The sequence below is a fragment of the Streptomyces sp. NPDC093984 genome (genome assembly GCF_044764595.1).
Lineage (GTDB): Bacteria > Actinomycetota > Actinomycetes > Streptomycetales > Streptomycetaceae > Streptomyces > Streptomyces cynarae.
Map to the genome: position 1 here is coordinate 54,786 of NZ_JBIWIM010000017.1, position 26,818 is coordinate 81,603.

Genomic DNA, 26,818 nt, shown 5'->3' on the forward strand with positions numbered 1-26,818 from the left:
ATCAACGTGCGGTTGAAGAGGTCCCTGGTCCACGACATGCCGTCGCCGTTCCGCGTGTACGATCTCGAGCGTGGGCAGAGGCATGCCGAGTCAGGGCTTGGACCAGGGCGGCCGCCGAAGTCACCAGCGGGCGCCCTCGGGCGTGGGTCGCAGTCGGTGCAGGCCAGAGTGCCAGACAGGTGCGGGCCCTGGTCGACGGGTACTGGCTTCGCCGGTACTGGTTGCGCCCGCTTCGCCGTCGAGGCTCTGCGCGGCGTCCACCGGTCGGGACGTTGTGGTCGGCAAGGTCGGGGATACGACTGGCGCAGGCTGCGCACTGGCGGCCGGTCAGCCGATCGTTGACCCGCCAGGCGGCAGGATCTGGCCACGTCCCCTGTGATCGCGTAATCGCGTCGGGGGATCTTCGACGTGGGTCACTGCGCCGCCTCGGCATCGAGACCATCGACCTGTACCAGCTGCACGCCTCCGACCCGCACACCCCCATCGAGGAGACGCTGTCCTTCCTCGACGACGCCCGGCGCGCCGGAAAGATCCACTACGCGGGTCTGTCGAACTTCACCGGCTGGCAGCTCCAGCTGACCGTCTCCACCGCCAAGGCGATGGGCGTGCCGGTCCCCCTCACCCTCCAGCAGCAGTACAGCCTGCTCTCCAGGGAGAGCGAATGGGAGGTCGTCCCGGCCGCCCTTCACAACAACATCGGCCTGCTGCCCTGGTCCCCGCTGGCCGGTGGCTTCCTCGCCGGCAAGTACCAGCGCGGGGGCATCCCCGCGTCCGACACCCGCGCGGACTCCGAGAAGGACCTGTACCAGTGGGTGTCGGCCGAGTACGCCGCCTCAGACCGGAACTGGGCCACCATCGACGAGGTCGTCCGCATCGCCAAGGAAACGGGCACTACTCCGGCCCAGGTCGCTTTGAGCTGGCTCGCCGACCGCCCGGGGGTGACCGCCCCCATCTTCGGCGCCCGCACCCTCAAGCAGCTCAACGACAACCTCGGCGTCGCCGACCTCACCCTGGACGACGAAGCCACCGCCGCCCTCGACAAGGCCAGTGCCCCGATCTCCGGCGGCTACCCCTACGGCACCTTCGGCACCACCCAGCGCGACCGCTGGTTCAGCGCGGACGGAACCCAGGCCCCGGGCCTCCTCATCGAAGGCGGCTCAGACCACCCCCTCGGCCGCATCTAACACTGCCCCGCAACCGGCCTCGCTCAGCCGGCCCTACGGGGCCGGCTGAGCCACAGGGCAGGCATAACCGTCAGGTACCCGAGCCAGCCCCGGCACGCAGTTCCGAGCCCTCAACTCGTCAGTCATGGCGGCCAGATAGGAGACTCGCGCGGGTTCGCGGCCCTCGTCGTGGCGTCGGTCGGCACGGAGGGCGTGGTCTTCAAGCGGCTGGACAGCGTCTACGCACCTGGCGTGCGCGGCTGGCGCAAGTACAAGCTGCGTGAGACCACCGAGGCGGTCGTCGGCGCCGTCACCGGTTCCCTGGCCGCTCCCAGCAGTCTGCTGCTCGGCAGGTTCGACGACGATGGCAGCCTGCAGTACACCGGGCCGCACCACCACTCTCGCCCAGACAGCGAGCAGCACGGTCGCCGGGCTACTCGCCCCGGCGGGGCACGGTCATCCATGGACGGGCTGGTCGTTCTGCGCAGGCTGGGGCAGCCGGGAGACGCTGAACGTCACGCTGGTGAAACCCGAGCTGGTGGTGGAAGTAGGCATCGACGTCGCCCGCGACGCCTCCGGCCGGTGGCGCCACCCCGCACGCCTGCACCGTGCCCGCCCCGACCTCTCCCCCACCGACGTCCCCCGCATGACGGCGCCACCGCAGTGACGGCGACGGGCGCGACGGCCCTGCCGACGAGCAACCGGCTGAACCCGCGCCCTGATCCCCGGCCGCGGCCGCGCCGCCCATCCCGCGCGCCCCTTCACCTTCACTCCAGCCAAGGAACATCGGCGAAAGCGGCCGCAAAGGGAGCGTATAGAGAACAGCCAGTTAAGGAGCCTTCGTCTCAATTGCTCCGACTCGTTTCGCGGCTATCCGATTAGAGGTCGAGGACGACTTCGCTGGTGGGTTGGCTGCAGCAGACGAGGATGGTGCCGGGCTCCGGGAGTTCGAGGGGTGGGGTGGTGTAGGTGATGTCGCCTGCCACGAGGTGGGTGATGCAGGTGTGGCAGACGCCTGTGCGGCAAGACCAGCGGGTGGGGATGTCGCAGGCTTCGGCGAGGTCCAGGAGTGACGCGTGGGCGGGTGACCACGGGGTTGTGATGCCGCTGCGGGCGAAGGTGATGAGCGGGCCGGTACCCGGTGGACCGGGTGGTCGGTGCGGCCGGGTGGCGGCAGTGGCTGTGACACCGGGGTTGATGGCTGGCAGGGCGCTGAACTGCTCCGTATGGATCCGCTCGGGGCTCAGGCCGTGCTCGCGCAGGAAGCCGCCGAGGTCGTCCATGAAGGCGTTCGGTCCGCAGAGATAGGCGTCAGCGTCGGTGGGGATTCCCGTCGCCGCGAGTGATGGGGCGGTCGGACGGCCCTGGGTGATGTGCGGCTCGTCGGGGTGTGGGGCTTCGGAGGTGTAGTAGATCTGCTCGTGCGCGTTGGGGAGTTGCGCCAGGAGGGCGTGGGTCTCGTCCGCGAAGGCGTGGTGGGCGCGGTCGTGGGCGGTGTGGATCCACCAGACAGGGCGTGGGTCTCGTGTGTCGGCGAGTTGATGGAGCATGGCGAGCACGGGAGTGACGCCAATCCCCGCGGAGATGAGGACGATCGGGCGGGTGTCTCCTTCGAGTACGAACGTTCCGCGAGGGCTGGCGATGTCCACGAGGTCCCCGGGGTGGAGCGTGGCATGGATATAGCTGCTGACTTTCCCGTGGGGCTCGTGCTTGACGCTGATGCGGTAGGTGGTGGCCGTGGGCGCGGAGGACAAGGAGTAGCTGCGCACTGCCGGGGCGGCATCGCCGACGGTGAGGCGGATGGAGAGGTACTGGCCGGGACGGGCCTCGGGTAGGGGTGTGCCGTCGGTGGTGTCCAAGTAGACCGACAAGACATCGGGGGTCTCGGGGACGATGCGGGCGACGCGCATGGCCTTGAAACCCGCCCATCCTGGCACTTCCCTGGGCTGCTGGCCGCTGGCGCGTTCGCCGGGCCATCCCGGTTCCTGTCTGGGCTGCTGAGCGGCGGCGAGTTCGTGGAAGGACTGTTGCCATCCTGGGCTGAGGGCGGGGATGTTCAGGGCTTTGCGCAACTTCGCGGGATCGCGGTCGGGGAGGTAGAGCAGTGCGTCGGTGTCGGCGACGCTGAGTTCTTCGGGGCCCTTGCGGATCAGAGTGATCTCGTCGCCGGCCTGTACGTGTCCTTCGGTGAGGACGCGTAGGTAGAAGCCGGGGCGGTGGTGGGCGACCAGCAGGGAGGCCATGGTGGGTTCCCCAAGGCGCATGCCGACGCGGTAGCAGGTGACGCGGGGCTGGGTGACTTCGAATTCGGCTTCGCCGATGCGGTATCGGTCGCCGATGCATACTTCGTCATCGGGCAGGCCGTCGACGGTGAAGTTCTCCCCGAACATCCCGTAGGTCAGGTCGTCGCGGCCCAGTTGCTTTTGCCAATACTGGTAGGACTGCAGCTGGTAGACGAGGACGGCACGAATTTCGCCGCCGTGCCCGGCCAGATCTCCTTGGCCGTCTCCGTCGATGTTCAGCCGCCGGACCATACGCGGGCCCTGGACGGGCGTCTTCCAGGCTCCGGTGTGGACGGTCCTGCCCTGCCAGGAGACGTCCTTGGGCATTCCTACGTTGACGGACAGCAGCGTCGCCATTGCGGACCTCCTACGGGATGGCCGACCGGGGATAGCCCCTCATGGCGCTGTGATCTGTGCGCTCGGATCGATCCTAGTTGTTCGATGCGTTCGCTGAGATTCTTCGGAACTGTGGGACCGGCGCCGAAGGCCATGCGCATTCGTTTTTCCTCGGTGGATCATTCGTATCGCGCATGCCTGCAAGGTGGCGGCGCTGTGCCGCGCTGCACCACACTGATCACATGGAGTACAAGTTCGAGGTCGTCATCCTGCCCGTGAGCGATGTCGACCGCTCTTTGGCCTACTACACCGAGCGTCTGGGTTTCAACCTGGACGTGGACTACGGACCCAGCCCCGATTTCCGTGTCGTGCAGCTGACGCCTCCCGGCTCCGCTTGCTCGGTGCAGATCGGGGTCGGTCTCACCGACGCCGAGCCCGGCTCGGTCAAGGGCCTGTACCTGGTAGTCCCCGATCTTGAAGCGGCGCGGGCCGAGCTAGCCGGTCGCGGCGTAGACGTCGGGGAGATCCGGCACAAGGCACCTCTCGACACGTGGCAGGGCGGCTTCGAGCCCGGCGTCGACCCGAAGCGCCGCGACTACGCGAGCTTCGTCGAGTTCACCGACCCCGACGGCAACGCGTGGACGCTGCAGGAGCGCGGTTTTCGTCCCTCGTGAGGTGAAATCACCGCATCCGGCTTCCTGACTTTGCTGTACGTTTCCGGGCCTGTGCCCGCTCATTCCGGCTCGACGGTCTGGCCGTACGGCGGGGTGCGCCCGTAGTCGATCACATCGTGCCGGTGTCCGCGCTGGCGGGACGGCCCTCGGCCCCGGTGCGTCGTCTGGAACCACGGGTGCACCGCGACAACCTCGCCGTCACGATGGTTCCCTCCGAAGCGCTCTCGAAGGTTCATCGCCGACCTGCGGCGGCGGGGACTGCCCAAGGTGATCACCGCAGCGGGGGCCGAGCCCGGCGATCGTCCTGCCGTGAAGGAGTGAGCCCGGCCGCCGGTCAGCGCCTGAGAACAACCCGTCCACGCGCCTCCCGACCGCGAACTGGTGCGTCATGGCCTGCTCAGCTGCTACACCGGCAGTGCCTCCCTGCCCCGCTGGAGAAATGCCACCCGGTTGCTCGCGAAGTAGCGTCCGGTGCCCGAGGCTGGGGCGATGACAGAGCCTGTTCAGGAGCCAGGAGAGTCAATGCCGTTCGGCGAGGAGCGCGATCCCGCCCGGGTGGTCGCCTTCAGCGATGCCGTCATCGCGATCGCCATCACACTGCTCGTCCTGGAGATCCGCCCGCCGCACGACACTCGCCACCTGCTGCACGGCCTCGCCATGCTCTGGCCGTCCTACCTGGCCTACGCCGTCACCTTCATGCTGATCGGGCAGGTGTGGGCCAACCATCACATCATGTTCGACCACATCCGCCACGCCGACCGGGTGGTGCTGTTCTTCAACACCGTGCTGCTGATGGACATCGCGTTCCTGCCCTTCGCCGCTTCCGTTCTGGCCGAAGCATTCCGCGACGGACACGGGCAGCGCACCGCCGTCATCCTGCACGGCGTCGCGTTCGAACTCGCGGCCGTTCTGTTCAACGTCATCTGGTGGCACGCCCGCCATGACCGCCGGCTGCTCGCCACCACCATCGATGCGGCCGGCGTGACAGCCATCAGCCGGCGCTTCCAGCTCGCCCTTGTCTGGCTCGGCACCGGAACTCTGCTCGGCGCCCTGCTTCCCGTACTCGGCGTGGCCGTGATCTCCGCCTTCATCCCCTACTACTGGCTGCCCATCGCTGGCGAGCTCGCCAAGGCGAGGCGTCGGCGCGACCACAGGGATCAGACATGACCGCCGACGGTGTTACCCGGCGGCGCCGTCGCGAGTGCGCTGGTAGTGGCGCCGTGCCTTCATACGGTTGCCGCAGACGGCCATCGAGCACCAGCGTGCCTTGTTGGTCTTGCTGCGGTCGATGAGGAACAGCCGGCACTCCGGGTTGGCGCAGGGCCGCAGCCGGCCGGGCATCGTCTCCAGCAGTGCGCTCCAGGCCAGGACGGCCTCCACCGCCATCAGGCGCTCCGCGGGGGCCTCCAGCTCCCACGACACCCCCGCAGTCGAGAGGTGCGGACGGGAGGTGACGTCTTTCAGGAGCGGGGCCAGCGACGTGGCGGGCAGGCTGCCGCGCACCACGCCCTGCAGGGCATCACGCGCCTGAAGAAGGTGTCGGTGCTCTTCTGTGCTGCCGGTGCCGCCGTGGGCCTGTTGCCAGGACCTGGCCGCTTGCGGATCTGCCAGCTGGTCCTGGACGACGCCGTTGACGACCGGCGTGGAGTTGAGGAGCTCCAGCAGTGCGTCCTGCTGTTCTCGACCGCTCACCATTGCCGCCTCCTAACCATATCAATTCACTTGACAGGTTACACGATCACTGTCAATCTAACTAGATAAACAAGTTTAAGCGGTTAGTTTCATCCTCGCTCGAGGAGCTGCACCAGCCGGACGGGCAGCAGCGGCGACAGGAAGGACAGCGACCCGTGATCGCATGCCAGGACATCACCGACGCTCCCGAGAGGCAGCACGAACGGCTGTGCCTGGCGACGGCCACCGACCGGGCGGCCGCCAGGTAGCCGACCGCGCCCCGGCGACACGTACGACGCTTGCCACCCAACGCGTCAAGACCCTGCTGGCCGGTGAAGCAGGCGGGTGCCGCGGCCTTGGTTGCCGCCCTCCTGGCCCCTCTGATCTGGTCCAACGCGTTCCCCGGCGCCTACGAGGCAGCGCGGGAGGCCCGGCTGAGCCTCGGTCTGGGCAGCGACAGACTCGGCCTGGATCTGCGCACCTGGATCGACAGCGGCCTGATGACCTTCTTCTTCCTGCTGGTGGGCCTGGAGGCACGGAACCGGCTGGAGATGAGCGACCTGCTCGGCTACGCCGCGGAGCTCGGTCTGGACGTACGCGCGTTCCGTGAGGATCTGCGCTGCCGGGTCCACGCCGGCCGGGTCGAGCGTGACATAGCCTCGGCCGACACAAGCGGGGTCTCTGGGACACCCACCTTCTTCTTCAACGGTCAGCGCCATCACGGTGCTCACACCCTCGGCGCACTCACGCAGGCCCTGGAGGCGGCGCGCGAGGGAGCCGAGCATGCCCGCTCAGGGCCGGTGCCCAGGGAACAGCTCTGCGTCCTGCGCCGGGCAGCGCGCCGGTACCGGACCCGTGTGCCGCGTGAGCTCACCGGGCCGGGCCGCTCGGGTCGCCGCACTGCTGCTCGCGCGGGTACCAGGCCGGTGCCCGAGCATCTCGGGCCGGTCGGCCACGAGAGCCCGCAGAGCAGGGCCGACGCGCCTCTGCTGCAGCGCGAGCCGGACAGGCGGGCATCTGCCGCCTGAGTGGACGCCAGGCGGGCGGCTGCGCTGGCTGATGACCTTTCACGAGCGGAGTCTTAGGGCAGGCCGACGTCGGGCCGCCTGGGCGCAGCGGCGTCCCCGACCACAACCGCAATCTAACCTGTTAAATCATCTTGACAGGTTAGATCGAGTGTGCTCGACTGAACGTATAACCACTGAAACTCAACAGAAAGGTTAGGGAGATGGCCTCCGCAGTCCACCACCGCACCGCCACCGTCAACGGTCTCGAGGTCTTCTACCGGGAGGCCGGCGACCCGAAGGCACCCGCCGTGGTCCTCCTCCACGGCTTCCCGACCAGCTCGCACATGTTCCGCCATCTGATCCCGGCGCTCGCCGACCGGTACCACGTGATCGCCCCCGACCACATCGGGTTCGGCCAGTCCGCGATGCCGAGCCTCGAGGACTTCCCGTACACCTTCGACGCCCTCACCGAGGTGACCTCCGGCCTGCTCCAGCAGCTGGGCATCGAGCGGTTCGCGATGTACGTGCAGGACTACGGAGCCCCCATCGGCTGGCGGCTCGCGCTCCAGGCCCCGGACCGCATCACGGCGATCATCACTCAGAACGGCAACGCCTACGAAGAGGGCTTCGTCAAGCCGTTCTGGGACAGCGTCTTCGCCTACGCCAGCGCCCCGGGACCGGACACCGAAGCTCCCATGCGCGGCGCTCTGACCCTCGAGATCACCCGTTGGCAGTACATCAACGGAGTCGCCGACCCCAGCCTTGTCAGCCCTGACAACTGGGTGCACGACCAAGCGCTGCTGGACCGGCCCGGCAACGACGAGATCCAGCTCAAGCTGTTCCGCGACTACCCCAGCAACGTGGACCTCTACAGTCAGGTCCACCAGTACTTCCGCGACTCCCAGGTCCCGCTGCTGGCGGTCTGGGGAGCCAACGACGAGATCTTCGGCCCCGCCGGCGCGCAGGCGTTCCGCCAGGACCTGCCCGATGCCGAGATCCACCTGCTCGAGTCCGGGCACTTCGCCCTGGAAAGCCACCTCGACACCATCACCGAGCACATCCGCGACTTCCTCGCCCGCGTCCTCGCCTGACGCGCAGGGCGTCGAGGCGGTTGCGGCGGCCGCGGTCACCCCCTCCCGCCGCAGCCGGCAAAGGACCCGCCATGCAACACCTCGCTCAACACGCCTTCAGCGCCACTCCGCAGACCGTGAGCACTGCTCGGGACTTCGCGATGCGGGCCCTCGACACCTGGGGCGGGTGCCGACGCCGCGACGACGTCCGGGCCTGCGTCTCGGAGCTGGCCGGCAACGCCGTCCAGCACGGCAGCCCGGATGGCCGCGACTACCTGCTCCGCCTCATCCGGCACCCGCACTGCCTGCACGTCGAGGTCCACGACAGCGCCCGCCACTCCCGGGTCCGCATCCCGCCCGCCTCACTGAGCGAGGAATCCGGGCGAGGCATGCGCATCGTCCAGGAGCTCTGCGACGACTGGGGAGTCCGTGCCCTGACCGGCGAGGGCAAGGCCGTCTGGACCTGCTTCCGCCGGCCCGAGGCCCGCACCTCCCGCTGCTCCTGCACGCCCTGACCGTCAAGAAGACAACCAGCCCGGGGTGCGGCCACCGGCACCCCGCTACCGGAAGGAACCCGCCATGGGACTGTCCTGGCAGCAAGGCCCTCTCTCCTCCGGCGCGATCGGACACTTCCTCACCCCCGAACCGCTGCCCGAGCGTCTCCTGTTCGCCGAGCGGCTGCGCCGGCGCATGCGCGTGAAGTTCAACGACACGTGGATCGCCGACAGCGAGAACGTCATCCTGCTGCACGAACCGGGCCGCTACCCCGTCGCCTACTTCCCCCTCGAGGACATCGACGACCAGGCCCTGGTCGCCAGCGGCAAGGTCACCCACCACAAGGACCTGGGCGACACCACCTGGTACGCGGTGCACGCCGGCGACCGCACCACCGAACGCGCCGCCTGGGAGTTCACCGCACTGCCCGAGCACGCCACCGAACTCCAGGGCCGCATCGCCTTCGCCTGGCGCGCCATGGACGCCTTCTACGAAGAAGACGAACGCATCCTCGGACATGCAGCGGACCCCTACCACCGCATCGACATCCGCAACACCTCCCGCACCCTGGAGGCCCGTCTCGGCGACACCGTGGTGGCCCGCTCCGAACGCCCCGTCGTGCTCTACGAATCCGGCTTCGCCCCGCGCTGGTACGTCCCCCGCGCCGACATCGACGAGACCCAGTTGCGCCCCGTCGAAGGCCAGACCTTCTGTCCTTACAAGGGTCTGTGCGACTACTACGACATCGGCGACGTGCACCGCGCCGCATGGTCGTACCGCAACGCCTACCGGGAGGTCGACCGGATCAGCGACCTGGTGTCCTTCGAAGCGGACAAGGTCGAGGTCTATCTCGACGGCAAGCGCCTGCACCTCGAGCCCGGGCAGACAGTCGTCCCCCACGGCGTCGACCGCGGCCTGGACGTCGACGAGGTCAAAGCCCACTGACCCCCACGAGCGCCTGTCCTCCTCTGTTCCTGGTATGCGAAAAACCTGGGATCACGCGCAAAAAGACGCATGCCAGAACCGTTCGGAACAAAAGCCGGTGCGACTTAGCCTCGGGACGGATTGATCACAAGGAAGGATTTACGTGTCAGGAACCCTGCGGGACAAGGCGGTTCTCGTGGTGGGTCGCGGCCCGCGGAATCACTCTGGTGGTGAGTGACGCTGCCCTGAAGGAGGGTGCCCAGCCCATGGCGGCCGACCGCAACCGGGCAGTCCTGCAGGAGGGCTACCGGCAACCGGCGTCCCTGTCGCCAGGGTCGACCTCACCGACGAGGGGCCGATCAAGGCCCTGGCGGCGGAAACGGGCGCCGTCGACCATGTGATCGCTGCCGCCTCCGCCCGGGCTGGCGGAGCCGTCGCCGAACTGGAACCCGATGCGAGTCCTCAAGTCGTTCCATACCAAGGTCGTCGGGCCGATCATGCTGGCCAAGCACTTCGCGCCCACCATGCCTCCGGGTGGCTCCCTCGTCCTGCTCTCCGGGGCGGCCGCGCTCGAACCCGACCCCGGCTTCCTCGCGGTCGCCGCGACCAACGGCGCTATCAACACCCTCGTACGCTCCCTGGCCGTGGCACCGGCACCATCCACCATCAACGTCGTCTCGCCCTGCACGGTCGACACCGGCGCTTGGGACGCATTCGGCGAGCCGAGTAATGCGGCACGGCCCACCCACTGACACGGCCACAACCCAACGACACACCCCCCTGCCCCGCGAAGCGGTGCACCCGAGGAGATGCACGATGATCCGGTTCGATGCGGTGACCAAGACCTACCCCGACGGGACAGTCGCCGTGAACGCCCTCACCCTGGAGGCGGCCACAGGCGAGACAACCGTGCTCGTCGGCCCTTCCGGCTGCGGCAAGACCACTTCGCTGCGAATGGTCAACCGCATGGTCGAACCCACCTCCGGGCGGGTGTGGCTCGACGACCGCGACACCGCCACCATCGCCCCCCACAGGCTGCGCCGAGGCATCGGCTACGTCATCCAGCAGGCCGGGCTTTTCCCCCACAAGACCGTCCTGGACAACATCGCCACCGTGCCCGTCCTCACCGGCCACACCCGACGTCAGGCCCGCTCCCGCGCCCTCGAGTTGCTCGACCTGGTGGGCCTCCCTGCCGACCTGGCCGACCGCTACCCCAGCCAGCTCTCAGGCGGCCAGCAGCAGCGCGTCGGCGTCGCCCGGGCGCTGGCCGCCGACCCGCCGGTGCTGCTCATGGACGAACCCTTCAGCGCCCTCGACCCGGTGGTCCGCGAACAGCTCCAGAACGAGTTCGTCCGTCTCCAGCACGACCTCGGCAAGACGATCGTCTTCGTCACCCACGACATCGACGAGGCGATAAAACTCGGGGACAAGGTCGCCGTCCTGGCCACCGGCGGAACTCTCGCCCAAGCTGGTAGCCCGGCCGAACTTCTGTCACGGCCCGCGAACCCCTTCGTCGCCTCGTTCCTCGGCCGCGACCGCGGCTACCGCGCCCTAACCTTCGCCCAGGCCAGCCCCCTTCCGCTGCGTGACGAAGCCACCGTCCGGCTCGGCGACCCCCTCACCCTGGCCCGCGACCGGCAGACTGACGGCTGGGTCCTCGTCCTCGACGACCACGATGCCCCCCAAGGATGGCTGGCCGCGACCACCCTGACCGACAGCCAGGCCACCAGCACGGTCACCGTGGAACTGCTGAACCTGGGCGGCACGCTCGCCACCGCCCACGGCACGCTTCGCGAGGCCCTGGACGCGGCCCTGTCCTCACCGAGCGGACGCGGAGTGATCGTCCACGAGAACGGACAGCTGGCCGGAACCGTCACCGCCTCCCACGTCCTAGCCCGCGTTGAGAGCCGGTCCGCCCGCCTGCACGCTGTCGTGCTCCAGCCTTCCGCCGCTGGCACCACCGCACCGAAGGCACAGCCATGAACCAGCTCTGGACCTACTTCACCGCCCACCAGGACCAAATCCTCGGCTGGGCCCGGACCACCGTATGGCTGGCCGCGCTCCCCGTCATGACAGGCCTCGCCCTCGCCGTGCCCTGCGGATGGCTCGCCCACCGCCACCAAGCCGTCCGCACCCCGCTGACCTCGGGCCTGGGCGTGCTCTACACGATCCCCTCCCTGGTCATGTTCCTGGTCATCCCCGAAATGCTCGGCACCAGGATCCTCTCCCCCTTCAACGTTGTGACCGCCCTGACTCTTTACACATTCGCCCTGCTCGTGCGCAGCGTCCTCGATGGCCTGGACTCCGTCCCGGAACCGATCCTGTCCACGGCCACCGCCATGGGCCACACCACCCGGCAACGCCTGCTGTCCATTCAGCTGCCACTCGCGCTGCCTGTCATCGGCGCCGGAGTGAGGGTCGCGGCCGTCTCCAACGTCAGCCTCGTCTCCGTCGCCTCCATGATCGGCACCGCCCAGCTCGGACAGCTCTTCCTCGCCGGCAACAACACCAGCTCGCTGCCCCCCATCGTGCTGGGCCTTGTGTCCTTCGCCGCCTTCGCCCTCCTCTTCGACCTGGCCCTCCTTGCGGCCATCCGACTGCTGACCCCCTGGCGGGCGGTGACCCGATGAACCTCGCCCTCGACAACGGGCTGCCCGGTCCCGGCCGCGTCCTCATCTGGTTCAACGACCCCGTGAACTGGTGGGGCCCGGGCGGGCTTCTCGCCGACGCCCGCCAGCACATCGTCTACACCCTGATCGTTCTCACCCTGGCAGCCGTGATCGCCCTGCCCGCGGGCCTGGTGATCGGCCACACGGGCCGCGGCACCCTGCTGGTCGCCGGAGTCGCCAACGCCCTTCGCGCCGTACCGGCTCTTGGACTGCTCATCCTCCTGGTCGTGGTCCTGTCCCCGCACATTCACGTCCAAGGCGGCCTGCGCGGCATCCTTGCCCCGGGCAGCGTCCCCTACTTCGTCCCTGCGGCCCTGATCCTGGTCCTGATCGCCGTACCGCAGATCCTCACCAGCACCTACGCCGGCATCCAGGCCCTCGACCCCGCCGTCCGCGACGCAGCCCGAGGCTGCGGCATGACCCCCCTCCAGATCGTCCTCAAGGTCGAACTGCCCACTGCGGCACCGCTGATCATCGCAGGAATCCGCAGCGCCACCCTCCAGGTCATCGCCACCCTGACCGTCGCCGCCTACGCGCCACTCGTGGGCGGACTGGGACGATTGATAGTCGACGGCCAGCAAGATCTCGCCGACCCCCGCTACGGCTACCCCGCCATGCTCGCCGCCGGCATCACCGTCGCCGTCCTTGCCATCGCCGCCGACGCCCTCCTCGCCCTGGCGCAGCGCAAGGCCACCTCACCCGGACTCGCCCCAACCCGCATCCACCGAACAACGCGCCCCCGGCCGAACCACGTCCCCGTCACCTCAAAGGAACTCTCATGAGGCGCATCCTGCCCGCAGCACTCGTCCTGGCCACCGCACTCGCCGCTGGCGCATGCGGAGCCCCTGGCTCCTCCTCCCAGACCAGCACTCCGCGACAAGCCGCCACCGGCTCCTCCCAGGCAGCAGCCCCTCTCCCGGCCGCCCCGGGGAAGGTCATCGTGGGATCGGCCGCCTTCCCCGAATCGGAACTACTGGCCCACCTCTACGCCGACGCGATGAAGGCCCGCGGCGTCGCCGTGCAGATCCACACGAACATCGGCGAGCGCGCCGCCTACATGAGTGCCCTCAAAGAAGGCTCAATCGGCGCGGTCCCCGAATACACCGGAGCCATCCTCACCTACCTGGCCCCCGGGCAGAAGGCCACCAGCCCGCAGGACATCTACTCCCAACTGCGGCGCAACGCCCAGACACAGGGCCTGACGGTCACCAACTACGCACCCGCACAGGACGCCGACACCATCACCGTCACCAAGGCCACCGCCGACAAGTACCACCTGCGCAGCATCGGGGATCTGCAGCGCGTCGCAGGCCGGCTCAGACTCGGAGCCCCTCAGCCCCTGCTGACCGTCGCCTACGGCGTACCCGGGCTGAAGAAGGCGTATGGCGTCACCTTCAAGCAGTTCGTCGCGCTCGCCCCGACCGGAACGATCACCCAGACGGCACTGCGCAACGGCACCGTCGACGCCGCCGACATCTTCTCCACCGACCCGGCCATCTCCCGCTACGGCTTCGTGTCCCTCAAGGACCCGCACAACCTCTTCGCCGCCCAGAACGTCGTGCCCCTGTTCAAGCAGGACGTCCTGACCCAGCCCATGGCCGACGCTTGCAACGCTGTCTCGGCCAAGCTCACCACAGCCGTCCTCGGCGAACTCGACGCACAGGTCGCCAAGGGTGCCGACCCGGACAGCGTCGCCCACAAGTGGCTCTCCGCCAACGGGCTGGCCTGAATCACGACCCACATCCCTGCCAACCAGCTCTTGCGCCAGCACTTCGAACCCGCCTTCCTGTGCGGTGACCGCTCCACCGCCCCCCTGCTCACCCCGCCCTGCATGGAACAGATCCACCCGCACATCAGCCGCGAGCACCATTCCGAAATCGGCACCATCCCTCTCCCCCAGTCCACCCTGGTAGACCAATCACGCAACCTCACCTCCCCCTTGTGAGCGCTGATAACGGGCCATCTCAGGAAGTCGACGCGCGCCGCTCGATCGGAGTGGCGCCGCCCCTGGAGCCGGCGCGCCTTGTCCGCGTTCAGACCGCGCGAAGAGCCGCCAACAAGCAGCAGCTGCCACGGCCCGGGCGTACCCGCTGTCGCAGCGGCTCGTTTTCAGTGAGGCGCTGCCGAACGAAGCACTGCACGCGGTCCCCTCCCGGTAGCACACTGGGGCTGCCAACCGCGTTCTGCATCAAGGGAGATGTTCGAGTGACCGAACCGACCGCCGCACCGGAACTGCGGACCGGTTGCTGCCAGTGCGGCGACATCGCCTACGAGGTGACCGGTGCCCCGGACGACCCCCACCTGTGCTCCTGTAAGCACTGCACGCTCCTCTCCGGCCCGCCGGCGATGGCCTGGGTCGGGTTCCGCAGGAAGGCGCTGACCTTGACCGCCCCAAAGGTGAGCCGACCTGGTACTCGACCTGGCTTCTCCGAACTACTGGGCATGTGCCGATGCCCTGCCCGGCGAGCTTGAGAACCTGGGAACGAACCGCAGCTCGGCGGTTGCACGAATCGGTCAAGAAACGGGAGATCGCGCCCGAATACTCTCGCTGACACCCGTCGTTAGCCCGTGATCACGGTCCCGCATACTTCTCAGATGGACACACCAAGGGCTTCCTGGCGCAACACCACTCACGACTGGGCCAGCACCGTCGACCTTGACCATCTTGAGCACATCCGCCAGAACTCAGCCGCCTTCGCCCCCAGGGCTTCGGCGGGGTGTGTCAACTTAACGGCTGATCTTGGTTGTTGGGTTATCGATGGTCGGTGGGGGTCAGGCGGCCATCGAAGGCGATCTGGAAGGCGTTCAGGGGTGCCTTCCAACGCATCGTCCAGCGGCGGCGGCCCTTGCCGGTCGAGTCCAGGCTCATCAGTGCCATGTAGACGCACTTCAACGCGGCGGCCTCCGAGGGGAAGTGGCCGCGGGCCCGAACCGCCTTGCGGATCCGGGCGTTCACACTCTCAATCGCGTTCGTGCTGCAGATGACCTTGCGGATCTCGACGTCGAAGGACAAGAAGGGCACCATCTCGGCCCAGGCGTCGGACCACAGCTTGATCACGGCCGGATACTTGGCGCCCCACTTCTCGGAGAACTCCAGGAACCATTCGGTGGCGGCGGCCTCGCTCGGCGCGGTGTATACGGGCTTGAGGTCCTTGGCGACCTTGTCCCAGTCCTGGCGGGCGCAGTAGCGGATGCTGTTGCGAATCAAGTGAACGATGCACGTTTGGACGACCGTGCGGGGCCAGACCGTCTCGACCGCGTCCGGCAGGCCCTTCAGCCCGTCGCAGACGAGCATGAGGACATCTTCAACTCCGCGATTCTTCAGCTCGGTGAAGACCTGGAGCCAGTGCTTGGCGCCCTCGCCGCCGTCACCGGCCCAGATCCCGAGAATGTCCCGGGTGCCCTCGACCGTGACGGCCATCGCAACGTAGATGGGCCGGTTGGCGACCTTGCCATCGCGAATCTTCACGTTGATGGCGTCCACGAAGACGACGGGGTAGACGCGGTCCAGCGGGCGGGCCTGCCATTCTGCCATGCCCTCCATCACCTTGTCCGTGATCGTGGTGATGGTCTGCTTGGACACCTCCGCCCCGTACACCTCGGCCAGATGAGCCGATATCTCCCCGTGCGTGAGGCCCTTGGCGGACAGGGAAAGCACCATCTCGTCCACGCCGGTCAGACGGCGCTGCCGCTTGCGGACGATCTGCGGCTCGAAGGTGCCGGCGGTGTCGCGGGGCACCTTCACCTCGACCGGGCCGACGTCGGTCAGTACCGTCTTGGCCCGGGTGCCGTTCCGGCTGTTGCCGCTGTTCCTGCCGGCCGCGTCGTGCTTGTCATAGCCGACGTGGTCGGTGATCTCGCCCTCCAGGGCGGACTCCAGCACCCGCTTCGTCAGCTGCTGCAACAGACCTCCCTCCCCGGTCAGCTGCAGCCCCTCCGACCGGGCACGCTCCACCAGCATCGCGACGAGCTGCTCGTCGGACACGGTCACAGGCTGCCCCAACTGGGCACTCTCGACAGGCTCCACGGTCTCCAACTCCACGGCGGTATCAGTCACTTGACGTCTCTCCCATGATCGTCGGATCCGCCGTTAGATTTACACTCCCCACCGACGCCCACTCCGCATCGCTTATGTCTGAGCCGTACCGCGGTCGGCGCTCTGGCCGGTCAGCCGCATTCCCGAACCGATGGGCGAGACAGTCACACCCAGGAGTGGACGGACTGGACCCGGCAACCACGACCACGCGACACTTCGACAACAGGGCCTCTTGCTTCTCGCTGGACTCGACAACCGCGAGCTACCAAGAGGCCCTTCCTCTATGCCCCACCAGCCCACAAGTCACTCGATCCAGGACCCCGTTCGAACCAGACCGAGCGCACGACCGGATAGAGAACGGCCAGTTAGAAGTTGAGCGGTGCGTTGGTACTGAGAGGCTGACCGGCTGTCACGTTGGGTGAGTGTCAGGGGTGGTAGGGGCGGCCCTGGTGGCAGGACGCCCGTGGTCGTGAGTGATCATTTCTGTTCTCGACACAGAACGATCATTTAGGAACCACGGGCTTGGACAACGATACCGATGCGACGGTGCAGTTCTCGATCACCACAGCGGAGCCCGGACTCGTCACGCCGTTGGAGTCGAGGCACATGGTGAGCAAGCCTGTGTAGACCTGGAGTTCCCTGTTGGAGGCGCGGGCAAACTGCTGGTTGTTGGCGCCGTTGCAGGTCCGGACCTCCGAGGCCGAGCCCGCGGCCGTGCCGCCGCCGTAGATCTCCAGGCAGCTGCTGGAGGCCGCGTTGACCAGGGCGCTGTAGGTGGGCGAGGCCGGGACACGACTCAGGGTCATGCCGTCGCCGTATCCGGTGGCGGCGTTGGTGGGCGGGTTCATGGCGTGCGCGCCCAGCTCGCCGGCGAGTCGCGCGGCTTTGGCGGGACCTTGGCGGTGACGGTCACTGTGTGCCCGCCCACCGGGGCCCGTGTGGCGATGCCCCAGGCCATGTTACGGGCACCGATGATGGTGATCTGCACAGGTGCAGCGGTATGTGCGGCGGGGACGACCGGTCGCACGCGCACCGTCTGGGTTACACGCTCAAGACCCTGACCCGTGCGTGCATGGCTGCCACCGGACAGCCGGTGAAGCATGTGGTCGATGCCCATGTCGCGTTAGAGGTGCAGCGGTTACCGGCGGGGGATGAGCCGGTGGCGACCATCGCCCGCCGTCTGAGTTTTCCGACCCCACCAACTTCGGGAAGTTCTTCACCCGTCACATCGGCACCTGCCCCGACACCTTCCGCCACATCCACCAGGGCCAGTAGCGGTTCCGTGAAGGCCAGGTGGCGGGCGCGGCCGATGCTGCTCGAAGCGCTTCGACAGTGATGTCCGCCGGTGAAAGAAATGTGCATTTCTGCGCAGAGCCTTGCTGTTCAGATGCCCCATTATTACTGTCCACGCAGACGCAAGCGCTTCGACGCTTTGCACCTGCGTTTGGCAAGCCCGGTGCTTGAAAGCAAGGGGGACCGAGCACCGTTCCCGCAGTTCTTGAGCGCGCCACCTCGACGACACGAGCCACCCACCATCGCGAGCAGCACCGCATGCGAACGGAGTGAAGGTGTCAACACGTCAGCTGAACGAACCGTCTCGGCCGCCCCGCTTTCGACGGGGACTCCCACTGCGAGGCAGGGGAAGGAGCCACTTCGCCCAGGGCCGGCCATCAAGCCGATCAGTCGGCTGACTGCGCAAACACCTCGGACGGAGCTGAGTCGCGCCGTCCCGAGCCCGGACTCGTCGGCGAGCGACACCTCGCGGCGCCAGAGTCCGCCATCAGACCGGGGGGACAACCCATCGCCGTCCTTGGAGGGACACATGAGATGGCAAGCCCGTAAATCCATCAGCAGCAGGTCGGCCGGGTTCGGTCGGCTGGCCCTGATCGTCGCCGTGATCGCCGGGTTCCTGAGCTTCGCGTCTCCGGCGCAGGCAGCGGTGTACTCCACCTGCGAGCGGTACGGTCAGTACACCCAGGGCACCTGGACGATCCACAACAACCTCTGGGGCGACAACCACGGCCCGCAGTGCCTGACCGTCGACAGCATCAAGTCCTGGTACGTCGATGCGAACCACTCCGGCGGCGGGGTCAAGTCCTACTCGAACACCTCGGTCCGGCCCCAGACGCCGCTGTCGCAGTTGAACTCGGCGGGCTTCTGGTACAACACGTCGTCGGCTCCCGCCGCCGGCGGTGACAACTGGGGCTGGACGGCCGACCTCTGGTCCACCAGCAACCAGGACGAGATCATGGTCTTCACCAGCTGGAACCCGGGACCGCTAGGCGGCTGGGGAAGGCAGGTCGCGTCCAACGTGACCGTCGGCGGCGTCCGGTACGCGTCGGTCTGGCAGGCCGATCCCGGCTGGAACGTCCTGCAGTTCATCCCCGCCCAGCAGAGCAACACCGGCACCGTCGACGCCTCGGCGGTCTGGCGATGGGCCGCGTCGCAGAACCTCCTGCGCAACACCACCTTCGACACGATGCAGTTCGGCATCGAGATCTCCTCGACCAGCGGCGTGCAGAAGCGGTACTCGCTGAACTCCTACAGCGCCTGGTGGAGCAACACCTCCGGCGGCGGATCAAGCATCTAGCCGCAATACGCGCGACACGACGGTGCACTCCGTCCGCGCATAGAGGCGAACGCCAGAGCGATTCTCAAACGCATACCTTGCCGCCGGGCCTCGAACGACAAATTCCGGCGGCAAGGTTTGCGGAGTCTTTCGAATTTAGGCCGGGTGGAGGTGGCCTCGGGCTCGGCGGGTGGTGACGCAGCGTGTGCGTATGCGTTGGTTGGTGGGGTTGCGGAAGCCGTGGGCGGCTCGCGCGGCGAGCTTGATCATGCGGTTGATGCCTTCGCTCTTGGCGTTGCTGTGGCCGGTGGCGATGAACGCTTGGATCTCGGGCCACCAGCGGTCGATGGTGCGGGCGCGGGTGCGGACTTCGGGGATGTCGCAGTCGGCGCACCAGGTGAGGAACTTCCAGCGCAGGTGGCCGGTTCGGTGCCGGTCGGTGGTGCGGGCGCGCGCAAGCAGGTCACGCAGCTTCTCCTTGGCGATCCACGCGGTCAGCAGCGTCATGCCGATGTCGCCGGTGCCGATGAGCTGGTTCCACATCGTGCTGAACTGGGTGTCGGTGAGGTCTTCGCGGTTGCGCAGCAGGCGGCGCCGGGCCCTCCATTCCGGGTCGCCGGCCCGTCCACGCCGGCCGCGCAGGGTGGCGGTGGTGTGGCGGCGCACCAGGTTGAGCATCTTGTTCGCCAGCTGGACGACGTAGAAGTGGTCGACTACCACGGTGGCGTGGGGCAGTCCGGTACGCACGGCGGCCCGGTAGCCAGGAGACATGTCGATGGCGACGTAAGCGATCTGCTCACGCCAGGGCTTGGGGGTGGTTGCCAGCCAGGCCAGCACGTCACTGGGGGGCGCGGCCTTCGACCTGGCCCAGCAGGCCCTGGATCCCGGTTGCGTCCACGAAGCCGGTGTGCCAGCGGCCCGCCGTCGGCTCCCACCGGCCGGTGCCCGGATCCTGGCGCCACTGCATGCGACCTCGGCGGGTCTCGTCGATCCCCAGCACCCTCACCGGCCCGGGAGGGGCGGTCATCACCTCCTGCGCGACGTGCCGGAAGGCGTCCATCACCGTCGGCCACGACAGGCCCAGGTCCCGGCCGGCCTGCACGACCGTGGATCCGGCATCCCGCACCCGCCTCCCGGCCGCCTGCCGCAGCCGGGTGGTGATCCTCGCACCGGCCGGGACCTGGCGAACCTGCTCGGTGAACGACCGGCGCGCACAACCCGGTTGGGCGCAGTACCAGCGGCGTTTACGCCATACCAGCTCCAGCCCCCGCTCCCCGCAGGGCAGGTCACGTGGCCGGGTGACCCCCCAGCCCTTCACCCGCGTGGCGAACACCCCGCACGCGGGGCAGGCCCGCGCCTGCTCATCGGCGGTGGCCAGGTACACCCGCCGGGCGCCGTCCTCCAGCCGCTCCACCCGCACGACGGCCAGGCCGTCAAGGTCGAGCAGCAACGTCGTATCGTTGTCCAAGCCCGTGGTTCCTCATGATCGTTCTGTGTCGAGAATAGAAATGATCACTCACGACCACGGGCGTCCTGCTGCCGGGGCCACCCCTGCCCTCACCCAACGTGACAGCCAGTCAGCCGCTCAGGACGACACACCGCTCAAGTTCGAAGACCCCCTTTGATCTACTTCACCGAAGACGACAGCGCACTGGTGGCCTGCGCTGGCTTCCAGCGGTGGGTCGAGCGTTCACCACTTTAGGAGCGAGTTGTGGCCGCGCACGCCTCTGTGGGCTGATGTTCGAGCACTCGACTGGCGCGGGAGGCTCCGTGCCGGGGTCGAGCTGCTGTCGAACTGATATCTTGCGCACCGCCCGTCGTGCGGGCCGTGACCCGTACGACGTCTTTGCACACCAGCAGCGGCGACGCCCGAGCAGCTACTCCTCTTCGGCCAGGAGGAGCAGCCCGTACGGAAGAAAGCCGGCCCTGTCGGCGTCGTCGACGTCGCCGCGCTGCGCACTGACCTGGAGGCCCTGGAGCTGACCGCCGACCAGCTCAGCCGCCTCGCGCGCGCTGGGCAGCGGCTCGCCGCGCTGCGCAAGGACGCCAAACAGCGTGCGCACCAGGCCGCCGCTGGCAGTACACCGAGTGCGCAGGATGTCCCGGCCGCCGACCCGGGTATCCAGCAGCACCAGCAGCCCGGCCCCGAGTACGGACAGGGCCGTGGACAGGGTCAGCGGCTGACCCCCAGGAGCAGAGCGGTGGGATCCGTCCTGCGGGACGGGGAACGAAGTCGCGGGCCAGCCGTCGGGACGCGACCAGCGGGCAGGCCCATGAGCAGGCGGCGGCAGCGAGGGTGCGGGGAGAACCGCTTGAGTACGGAGGCCTCGTGATGGACCCAACCCGGCCGGGGCTCTCGCCGGAGCGACCGCGACAGATCCAGCACCTCGTTGAGGAGATCCGGCGGCGCCAGGCGGCGTTCCCGCCTCCGAAGCCGCCCCAGCGCCGTCGCCGGAACGAGGCAGTACCCCACCGGCCGGCCGAAACCGCCGTGGCAGCCCGCGGCGCTCCCGCAGGCGCCGCCGGGGATGAACCGAACGACGTGCGTACCAGCCGCACCAGCCCGGCCCCGCGCCAGGGTCCCGGTGCGCGCCTGAGCGTGTTCGGTGCGCAGTACATTGACCGGGCGATCGCCCGTTCGTGGGCATCCCGGCCCCCACCGTTACCTGCTGGACCACCACCCACTGCGACGTGCACTGGGTGAACCTCATCGCGTCGCCCTTGCGCGGCTTTTGGACTGGGAGGGATGGGGCAGCGCGCCGGACTCTGCACCGTCTTTCCGAACATGGGCAGTCCGACGGGCTTCTCCGCCGAAGCGGCCGTGTGCGCCCAGCTGCTGCAGACCGTGGGCCGCGGCGACAACCTGGTCCTCGGGGATCGGCCCCGGGACTGGTCCGGAGGAACTCCGCCGGCGCTGACGGCCAGGGCCGGTCGGAGGGGCAGGCTGTGCAGGAAGGCGAACGCCGTACGGGTGACCTGGTCGGCGGAGGGGCGGTGGGCGGCAATGAGGCGCTCGGGGCCGCCGGTCTCCTCCGGGTCCCAGGAGCCGAACAGGATTCGGACTGGGATGGCGCGGGCGTGGGTGAGATCGTCGTTTGTGACGCCGTGAGAGCGGGCGATGGTGCGGGCCCTGGCCAGGCTCGTAATGGGGTTGGTGTTGGGCTTCTCCCGGGAGATGCCCGGGAGGGTGCCGTACCTATAGGCGGTCACCAGGCAGTCTTCGGCCGGCCAGGGTACGTCGTCACGTGACCTGGCAGTCGGGGCACACGCCCCAGAACGTCACTGCGGCCTCCTGGACGGCGTACTCCTTCGGCAACTGAGGCTGCATGCAGGGTGCCGCGCCCACCGCGCACTCCACGTCACGGATGGCTCCGCAACTGCGGCACACGAAGTGGTGGTGATTGTCGTGGTTCTCGGCCTCGTAGCGGGCTGGGTGTCCGGCAATCTGAGTGCACCTGACCAGGCCGGCGTCGGTGAGCGCACGCAGCACGTTGTAGGTGGCCTGCAGGGACAGACCGCCGGTGACCCGCTGGGCGCGCTCACGCAGGGTGTCGGCATCGAGATGACCTGCCGACTCCGAGACGGCCATCAGTACGGCCATGCGCGCAGCGGTCACCCGCATGCCCGCCTTGCGTAGCCGTGCCGCGGCCAGCTCCATGGGTTCCTCTGCGGCGGTCGTTGTCATTCTGCCTTGTACTCCCTGTCGTCCTCCGGGGCCGCCTCGTCACCCTCCGGGGCGGTGTCCGTGGAGAGCTCGAACCACACGGTCTTGCCGACGGGCCCGGGCTCAAAGCCCCACCGTGCTGCCAGGGTGTCCACCAGGGTGAGTCCGCGGCCGTGCTCGTCATCGGAGCCGGCGTCGGTCCGCAGTGGAGGCTCCGAAGAGCCGTCGCTGACCAGACAGCGCACAAAGGACACCCGCTCCAGCGTCAGACGCAGCGGACCGGAAGCATGACGCAGTGCATTGCATACAAGCTCGCTGACCAGCAGCTCGGCGGTCGAGACGAGGTCACACAGATTCCATTGGGGCAGCACCTCGCGTATGGCGGCCCTCGCCAGGGCGCACGCGGTCGGCGACCAGGGCAGTGCCCACGGTCCGCCGGCGAACGACTCCAGGCAGTTCGTGGCCAGAGATGCGCCTGGCGAAAGGGGCGGCGCCGAGTGCTGGGGGGCGGGGAGAGCCGCGCTGGCCAACGGTCCCCCCGGGCGGGTGTCTTGAGGAACTGTGCTGTCCATGGCTCCCCCTTCGGGGTCGTGCCGAGATGTCCTCCATGACGCTACGCCTTTTCTGGAGTCGGTCAAGAGAATGGAGAGGCTCTCTTTTAGTGGGCTATTCAAGTAGCCCTTCGCTCGCGCCGGGGTCGACGACGGCGCGAAGGGCCCCTCCTCCCCGGTTTCACGGTGGCGTAGTCGATGAAGCGCCCATCCAGGCGCGAAGCGCCGCACGCGGCGGCGTGACCGCTAGGAGGCCGGGGTGGCGTCGGGCAGCCGGCCCAGTTCGTCACGGTAGGCGGCTCGGTCAGCGCCTGGGGAAATTCCGGTAGAGGGTGCCGGAGCCTATGCCCGCTTCCTCGGCGATGCGCTCGAGATAGGCCTCCCGCCAACCTGTAGCAGTGGCGTGCGGATCATTGCCGCCGGCGTATGGGTGTGCCGTCTGGGTCCAGGGCATAGGGCCACAGCTTCGCGGGCGCCCGCACGGCGCCCGCGCATGGGGAGAGGCCATCGCTGCCGTAGTCGGCGGCCTGCCGGTAGAGGTTCTCGGCGCTGTCCCAGACTCCTTCTTGCTCCCGCATCTCAGCGAGGCATTACAGGGGGTTGGTGCCGTGGTCACGGCTGAGGCCGGGACGCCGCGCCAGTGATCCGGGACGGCGTCCGGGCGGCCAAGAGTGCATGCTCGGACGGGCGGCCTGCATTCGGCGACCGGTGGCGCGGTGCGACAAGCGCGCCATGTGGGTCAGTGCGCCGTCTCGGCCATGTCGCAGGTGTGGCATACCACCCTGCGTGCCGGGATACGACCGTGCGAAGCGCCCAGGCCGTTCTGGTGGGTGACGCGTACCTGACGTACGCGGGCGTGGTTCTCGCAGGTGGCCAAGCCGCAGCGCGAGCACACACCGATACCGATGGTGTCGCTGCGCGCCTCCTGGAGGCAGTCGTAGCACCTCATGTCCAACTCCGATTCAGTAGGGGCCGGGCGTGGCGGCCGACCAACACGAACAAACCCACCCAGGCCGCACACACCTACTCAAGGAGCTTGAAAGTAGGCTCCAGTTTAGACATTGTCAAGACTAAGACTCGATCGCGACTCTATGGCCAGTGCGCGATGCAGTGAAGCAGCCCACATACGAGAGGGGAAAAGGACATGCCCGGCGTTGTCGCCGTTGTTCAGCATGGAGACGGCGGTGGCGGTGAAGGCGTTGACGGTTTCGGCGGGCATAGTGTCTCCGGTCGGGGAGTCGTCGGGGGTGGTGAGGTACGGGAGTAGGCGCACGAGGTCGTCCTCGCCGCAGGGCCGACCGAGCGCGCCCAGCAGGTCGGTGAGATCGTCCTTGTCGCGGGCGTGGTGGGCGACTACCAGGGAGGCGGCGGCGCTCTGGCCGCTGCCGAGCGGGGTGCGTTCGAGGTCCTCGGCTGCGAGGGCCTCTTTCATGTCGGTGAACATGACCAGCCCTCCTACGCGGCCCTGGTGCGGGGCTTGCGCAGGGCGATGTCCAGCAGCTCGAGGTTGCGCCGCTGCTGGGCGGGCGTGAGCGGCCGGGGCCTTCGCGCCGTGGCGGTGCCACAGCGGATGAGCGGGCGGCTCGGGGTAGGCGAGGGCTTGGTCGACGTCGCGGTTGGTGCTGCTCAAGGGGGCCTCCAGGTGGAGGGGTCAGGCGTGGTCGTCGTCGCGCCGGCGTTTGGACTGGACGTCGGAGACGAACCCGCCGAGGCGGGCCTCAACCGGGTTCACGGCGAACCAGTCCTCAGCGCACGCCTTGTGAACGGGCTCCCCGTAGTGGGAGCGCATCGGCGTGAGCTTGTCGCACAGCACGCTGGGACGGTCCTGCCAGCGGTCGAAGTGCTGACTGTCGCGCCATATGAGGAGTTCGCCGGGAGCCGGGACCAAGCCCGGCTCGAACAGCGGCTTCTTGCCTCGCGGGCGGGTCACGGCCGGAAGTCGGGCAGCTGCTGGAACACCTGCGCCAGCAGGTCCGGCGTCGGCTTCCAGGCCGGAAGCGCGCCCACCGCAGGCACCGGCAGGGCGAGCTCCTGGACGTCCTCGAGGACCAAGTGGTGCGCGCCGCGCTGCGCCCAGGCGCTGGTGCACTTCTCGGACCCCTGGTTCAGGTGGCAGCCGGTGAGGCGGGCGACGCCGATGACCGCACCGAGGTGCAGTTCACGGCCGCGGATCGCGGTGGCGACCAGCGGGTCACGCAGCACGGCGGGCTCCGGCTTCTTCTTTCGGCGTGGATCAGAACCCAGCCTTGCCACGTCCAGTGCACGGGCCGGTTCTCCGCATTCTTCCCGGCGAGGATGCAGGTCGCCCAGGGCTGGCGGATCGTGATGCCGCGGATCCAGTCGCCCTTGGGCAGGGTCGTGATGCTCATGCGGCTCGCCCCCACAGGCTCGTGCCCAGGCGGCCGGCCCGGCGCCCGTTGACGGACGGCAGCGTGGCGTGCGCGGCGGTGGCGAGGTGAGCGCGGCCGGAGTGCTTGCCGTCGTAGAGGGCGGCATCGGCCGCGCGCTGCAACGCGGACAGGTCGCGGGTGCCGATGATGTCGCCGGTCGCGGCGCCGACCGAGGCGGCGACGTCCACCACCTGGCCGTCGTCCAGGGTGACCGGCGTACGCAGCATCTGCACCAGCTGCGCGAGGCGGACCTCACGGCGCGCGGCGGGCAGCTCCCGGACGATCGCGAACTCTTCTCTGAACTACCGGCAGCACGGCAGCTGCCGGTAAACCAGTGGCGTTTCCGTGGACGGCCTCATAGCTTGTGCGTTCGTGACTGGTGATCCGAAGACGCGCCCAAATCGACACGACCTCGGCCGAGTGTTCAACGAGGTGCCGGAGCTCTACGACCGGGTCCGGCCGGGATACCCGGACGAGTTGTTCTCGGACCTTTGCGCCATCACGGGCATGGACGAACGGTCGTCGGTGCTGGAGGTGGGCTGCGGCACCGGGCAGGCGACGCGCTCGCTTGCAGCGCTCGGATGCTCAGTGACCGCCGTCGAGCCGGGCGCAGATATGGCCGCACTCGCTCGCCAGCGGATGGCCTCTTTCCGGAACGTCGAAGTCGAGACGTCGAGGTTTGAGGAGTGGGACAACCGCGGTCGACGTTTCGATGTCCTCGTGGCTGCGTCGTCGTGGCACTGGGTTGACCCGTCGATTGGCTGGCAGCGAGCGCACGACATGCTCCATCCCGGAGGCTGGATGGCGCTGCTCGGTCATGTCGTTGTCCGCCGGCCGGAAGAACCGGAGGTGTATGCCGAGACCGCCGATCTCCACGAGCGGTTCTGCCCGGGGAACCCTGATTGGGGTCATCCGCCACTCGAAGAAGACGTGCGCGGCACCGACGAGGGCTGGGGCCTGGTCGACGATCCCGGAGAATTGTTTGGCCCAACGATTGTGCGCTGGTATCCAACCGTTCAGTGGTTCACCGGGGACGGCTTTGCCGATCACCTTCGCTCGTTGTCGCTGTACCGGAGACTCGATCGCGAAGTCCGTGAGCCTTTGCTCGACGCCGTCGCCGAGCGGATCCGCACGCGGATGGGCGACCGGGCATCACGCCGTTACCTGAGCGTCCTCCGCGTTGGACGGCGCGCCCAGTGAGGCCAGGGACCTGCCCCTGAACTACTGACTTCGGCTCGTTAGGGTGATCCGCCTCAAAGTCCCAAGTGATGCCGAGCGGTTGGTTGTATCTCCTGGTGTGTGAGGTATGCGGATGGG

Annotated in this window: 30 protein-coding genes and 1 pseudogene; 16 read left to right on the top strand and 15 right to left on the bottom strand. The window is 68.2% G+C overall.

The features are described 5' to 3' along the window. Window positions 1-338: 338 nt before the first annotated feature. Together ACIRC0_RS35280 and ACIRC0_RS35285 are read left to right on the top strand one after the other, a co-directional pair. Complete coding sequence (locus ACIRC0_RS35280; RefSeq protein WP_403624802.1) at window positions 339-1,184, top strand: aldo/keto reductase; 846 nt, start codon at window positions 339-341, stop codon at window positions 1,182-1,184. Between the two features lie 343 nt (window positions 1,185-1,527). After that, window positions 1,528-1,830 (top strand): hypothetical protein, encoded by a 303-nt coding sequence (locus tag ACIRC0_RS35285; RefSeq protein WP_403624805.1) that lies wholly within the window; start codon window positions 1,528-1,530, stop codon window positions 1,828-1,830. A gap of 211 nt (window positions 1,831-2,041) precedes the next feature. On the opposite strand, the gene ACIRC0_RS35290 is transcribed toward ACIRC0_RS35285, so the two are convergent. Further along, window positions 2,042-3,802, bottom strand: coding sequence for an MOSC domain-containing protein (locus ACIRC0_RS35290; protein WP_403624808.1), 1,761 nt, complete (start codon window positions 3,800-3,802; stop codon window positions 2,042-2,044). A 221-nt stretch (window positions 3,803-4,023) separates the two neighbouring features. Here ACIRC0_RS35290 and ACIRC0_RS35295 point away from each other — a divergent pair, with 221 nt between their 5' ends. Next, window positions 4,024-4,455, top strand: a complete 432-nt coding sequence (locus ACIRC0_RS35295) for a VOC family protein (RefSeq protein WP_403624811.1) — start codon at window positions 4,024-4,026, stop codon at window positions 4,453-4,455. A gap of 522 nt (window positions 4,456-4,977) precedes the next feature. Continuing rightward, entirely contained in the window at window positions 4,978-5,622 is a 645-nt protein-coding gene (locus tag ACIRC0_RS35300) for a TMEM175 family protein (protein ID WP_403624814.1), read from the top strand. 12 nt (window positions 5,623-5,634) lie between these two features. Here ACIRC0_RS35300 and ACIRC0_RS35305 read toward each other — a convergent pair whose 3' ends face one another. After that, on the bottom strand, window positions 5,635-6,150 hold the full coding sequence (locus ACIRC0_RS35305; protein ID WP_403624817.1) for a CGNR zinc finger domain-containing protein: 516 nt from the start codon (window positions 6,148-6,150) through the stop codon (window positions 5,635-5,637). 308 nt (window positions 6,151-6,458) lie between these two features. Here ACIRC0_RS35305 and ACIRC0_RS35310 point away from each other — a divergent pair, with 308 nt between their 5' ends. The 9 genes from ACIRC0_RS35310 (at window position 6,459) to ACIRC0_RS35350 (ending at window position 14,020) form a co-directional block, all read left to right on the top strand. Continuing rightward, window positions 6,459-7,154 (top strand): Na+/H+ antiporter NhaA, encoded by a 696-nt coding sequence (locus ACIRC0_RS35310; protein ID WP_403624820.1) that lies wholly within the window; start codon window positions 6,459-6,461, stop codon window positions 7,152-7,154. A gap of 200 nt (window positions 7,155-7,354) precedes the next feature. Next, on the top strand, window positions 7,355-8,224 hold the full coding sequence (locus tag ACIRC0_RS35315) for an alpha/beta fold hydrolase (RefSeq protein WP_403624823.1): 870 nt from the start codon (window positions 7,355-7,357) through the stop codon (window positions 8,222-8,224). Window positions 8,225-8,295: 71 nt separating this feature from the next. After that, window positions 8,296-8,718 carry an ATP-binding protein gene (locus ACIRC0_RS35320; protein WP_403624826.1) on the top strand — a complete coding sequence of 141 codons (423 nt, stop codon included), beginning with the start codon at window positions 8,296-8,298 and terminating at the stop codon, window positions 8,716-8,718. 64 nt (window positions 8,719-8,782) lie between these two features. Beyond that, window positions 8,783-9,643 carry a DUF427 domain-containing protein gene (locus ACIRC0_RS35325; RefSeq protein WP_403624829.1) on the top strand — a complete coding sequence of 287 codons (861 nt, stop codon included), beginning with the start codon at window positions 8,783-8,785 and terminating at the stop codon, window positions 9,641-9,643. A gap of 401 nt (window positions 9,644-10,044) precedes the next feature. Further along, complete coding sequence (locus ACIRC0_RS35330) at window positions 10,045-10,374, top strand: SDR family oxidoreductase (RefSeq protein WP_403624902.1); 330 nt, start codon at window positions 10,045-10,047, stop codon at window positions 10,372-10,374. 64 nt (window positions 10,375-10,438) lie between these two features. Further along, window positions 10,439-11,605 (top strand): ABC transporter ATP-binding protein, encoded by a 1,167-nt coding sequence (locus tag ACIRC0_RS35335; RefSeq protein WP_403624832.1) that lies wholly within the window; start codon window positions 10,439-10,441, stop codon window positions 11,603-11,605. Continuing rightward, the gene (locus ACIRC0_RS35340) at window positions 11,602-12,252 is read left to right on the top strand and encodes an ABC transporter permease (RefSeq protein WP_403624835.1); all 651 of its coding nucleotides are present in this window, start codon (window positions 11,602-11,604) and stop codon (window positions 12,250-12,252) included. Before ACIRC0_RS35335 ends, ACIRC0_RS35340 begins: the two co-directional genes overlap by 4 nt. Continuing rightward, window positions 12,249-13,073, top strand: coding sequence for an ABC transporter permease (locus tag ACIRC0_RS35345; RefSeq protein ID WP_403624838.1), 825 nt, complete (start codon window positions 12,249-12,251; stop codon window positions 13,071-13,073). The genes ACIRC0_RS35340 and ACIRC0_RS35345 overlap by 4 nt, the downstream gene beginning before the upstream one ends. Next, the gene (locus tag ACIRC0_RS35350) at window positions 13,070-14,020 is read left to right on the top strand and encodes an ABC transporter substrate-binding protein (protein WP_403624841.1); all 951 of its coding nucleotides are present in this window, start codon (window positions 13,070-13,072) and stop codon (window positions 14,018-14,020) included. The genes ACIRC0_RS35345 and ACIRC0_RS35350 overlap by 4 nt, the downstream gene beginning before the upstream one ends. Before the next feature lie 1,023 nt (window positions 14,021-15,043). Here the strand turns inward: ACIRC0_RS35350 and ACIRC0_RS35355 are convergent. Next, window positions 15,044-16,252, bottom strand: a complete 1,209-nt coding sequence (locus ACIRC0_RS35355) for an IS256 family transposase (RefSeq protein ID WP_403624905.1) — start codon at window positions 16,250-16,252, stop codon at window positions 15,044-15,046. 578 nt (window positions 16,253-16,830) lie between these two features. After that, a complete protein-coding gene (locus ACIRC0_RS35360; protein WP_403624844.1) occupies window positions 16,831-17,175 on the bottom strand; it encodes a ricin-type beta-trefoil lectin domain protein in 345 nt (114 codons plus the stop codon). Between the two features lie 176 nt (window positions 17,176-17,351). On the opposite strand from ACIRC0_RS35360, the pseudogene ACIRC0_RS35365 reads away from it, so the two are divergent. Then, a pseudogene (locus tag ACIRC0_RS35365) lies at window positions 17,352-17,602 on the top strand (helix-turn-helix domain-containing protein); the annotation flags it as partial. A 547-nt stretch (window positions 17,603-18,149) separates the two neighbouring features. Then, complete coding sequence (locus tag ACIRC0_RS35370; protein ID WP_403624847.1) at window positions 18,150-18,917, top strand: hypothetical protein; 768 nt, start codon at window positions 18,150-18,152, stop codon at window positions 18,915-18,917. 135 nt (window positions 18,918-19,052) lie between these two features. Here the strand turns inward: ACIRC0_RS35370 and ACIRC0_RS35375 are convergent, their stop codons facing one another. From ACIRC0_RS35375 to ACIRC0_RS35425, 11 genes are all read right to left on the bottom strand, one after another. Then, window positions 19,053-19,733, bottom strand: coding sequence for a transposase (locus tag ACIRC0_RS35375; protein WP_403624850.1), 681 nt, complete (start codon window positions 19,731-19,733; stop codon window positions 19,053-19,055). 1 nt (window position 19,734) lies between these two features. Further along, on the bottom strand, window positions 19,735-20,364 hold the full coding sequence (locus ACIRC0_RS35380; protein WP_403624853.1) for a transposase family protein: 630 nt from the start codon (window positions 20,362-20,364) through the stop codon (window positions 19,735-19,737). Window positions 20,365-20,773: 409 nt separating this feature from the next. Next, complete coding sequence (locus ACIRC0_RS35385; RefSeq protein WP_403624856.1) at window positions 20,774-20,959, bottom strand: hypothetical protein; 186 nt, start codon at window positions 20,957-20,959, stop codon at window positions 20,774-20,776. Between the two features lie 1,178 nt (window positions 20,960-22,137). Beyond that, complete coding sequence (locus ACIRC0_RS35390) at window positions 22,138-22,581, bottom strand: Fur family transcriptional regulator (protein ID WP_403624859.1); 444 nt, start codon at window positions 22,579-22,581, stop codon at window positions 22,138-22,140. Beyond that, complete coding sequence (locus tag ACIRC0_RS35395; RefSeq protein WP_403624862.1) at window positions 22,578-23,132, bottom strand: ATP-binding protein; 555 nt, start codon at window positions 23,130-23,132, stop codon at window positions 22,578-22,580. The genes ACIRC0_RS35390 and ACIRC0_RS35395 overlap by 4 nt, the downstream gene beginning before the upstream one ends. A 389-nt stretch (window positions 23,133-23,521) precedes the next feature. Further along, window positions 23,522-23,689, bottom strand: coding sequence for a hypothetical protein (locus tag ACIRC0_RS35400; protein ID WP_403624866.1), 168 nt, complete (start codon window positions 23,687-23,689; stop codon window positions 23,522-23,524). 161 nt (window positions 23,690-23,850) lie between these two features. Continuing rightward, window positions 23,851-24,060: a DUF2180 family protein gene (locus ACIRC0_RS35405; RefSeq protein WP_403624869.1), complete on the bottom strand. Its 210-nt coding sequence runs from the start codon at window positions 24,058-24,060 to the stop codon at window positions 23,851-23,853. Between the two features lie 105 nt (window positions 24,061-24,165). Beyond that, complete coding sequence (locus tag ACIRC0_RS35410) at window positions 24,166-24,555, bottom strand: hypothetical protein (RefSeq protein WP_403624872.1); 390 nt, start codon at window positions 24,553-24,555, stop codon at window positions 24,166-24,168. A gap of 207 nt (window positions 24,556-24,762) precedes the next feature. Further along, window positions 24,763-25,041 carry a hypothetical protein gene (locus tag ACIRC0_RS35415; protein ID WP_403624875.1) on the bottom strand — a complete coding sequence of 93 codons (279 nt, stop codon included), beginning with the start codon at window positions 25,039-25,041 and terminating at the stop codon, window positions 24,763-24,765. Further along, window positions 25,038-25,313 carry a hypothetical protein gene (locus ACIRC0_RS35420; protein ID WP_403624878.1) on the bottom strand — a complete coding sequence of 92 codons (276 nt, stop codon included), beginning with the start codon at window positions 25,311-25,313 and terminating at the stop codon, window positions 25,038-25,040. The genes ACIRC0_RS35415 and ACIRC0_RS35420 overlap by 4 nt, the downstream gene beginning before the upstream one ends. A 163-nt stretch (window positions 25,314-25,476) precedes the next feature. Further along, window positions 25,477-25,785 (bottom strand): diguanylate cyclase domain-containing protein, encoded by a 309-nt coding sequence (locus ACIRC0_RS35425; protein ID WP_403624908.1) that lies wholly within the window; start codon window positions 25,783-25,785, stop codon window positions 25,477-25,479. Between the two features lie 136 nt (window positions 25,786-25,921). Here ACIRC0_RS35425 and ACIRC0_RS35430 point away from each other — a divergent pair, with 136 nt between their 5' ends. After that, a complete protein-coding gene (locus ACIRC0_RS35430; protein ID WP_403624881.1) occupies window positions 25,922-26,701 on the top strand; it encodes a class I SAM-dependent methyltransferase in 780 nt (259 codons plus the stop codon). Window positions 26,702-26,818: the final 117 nt, after the last annotated feature.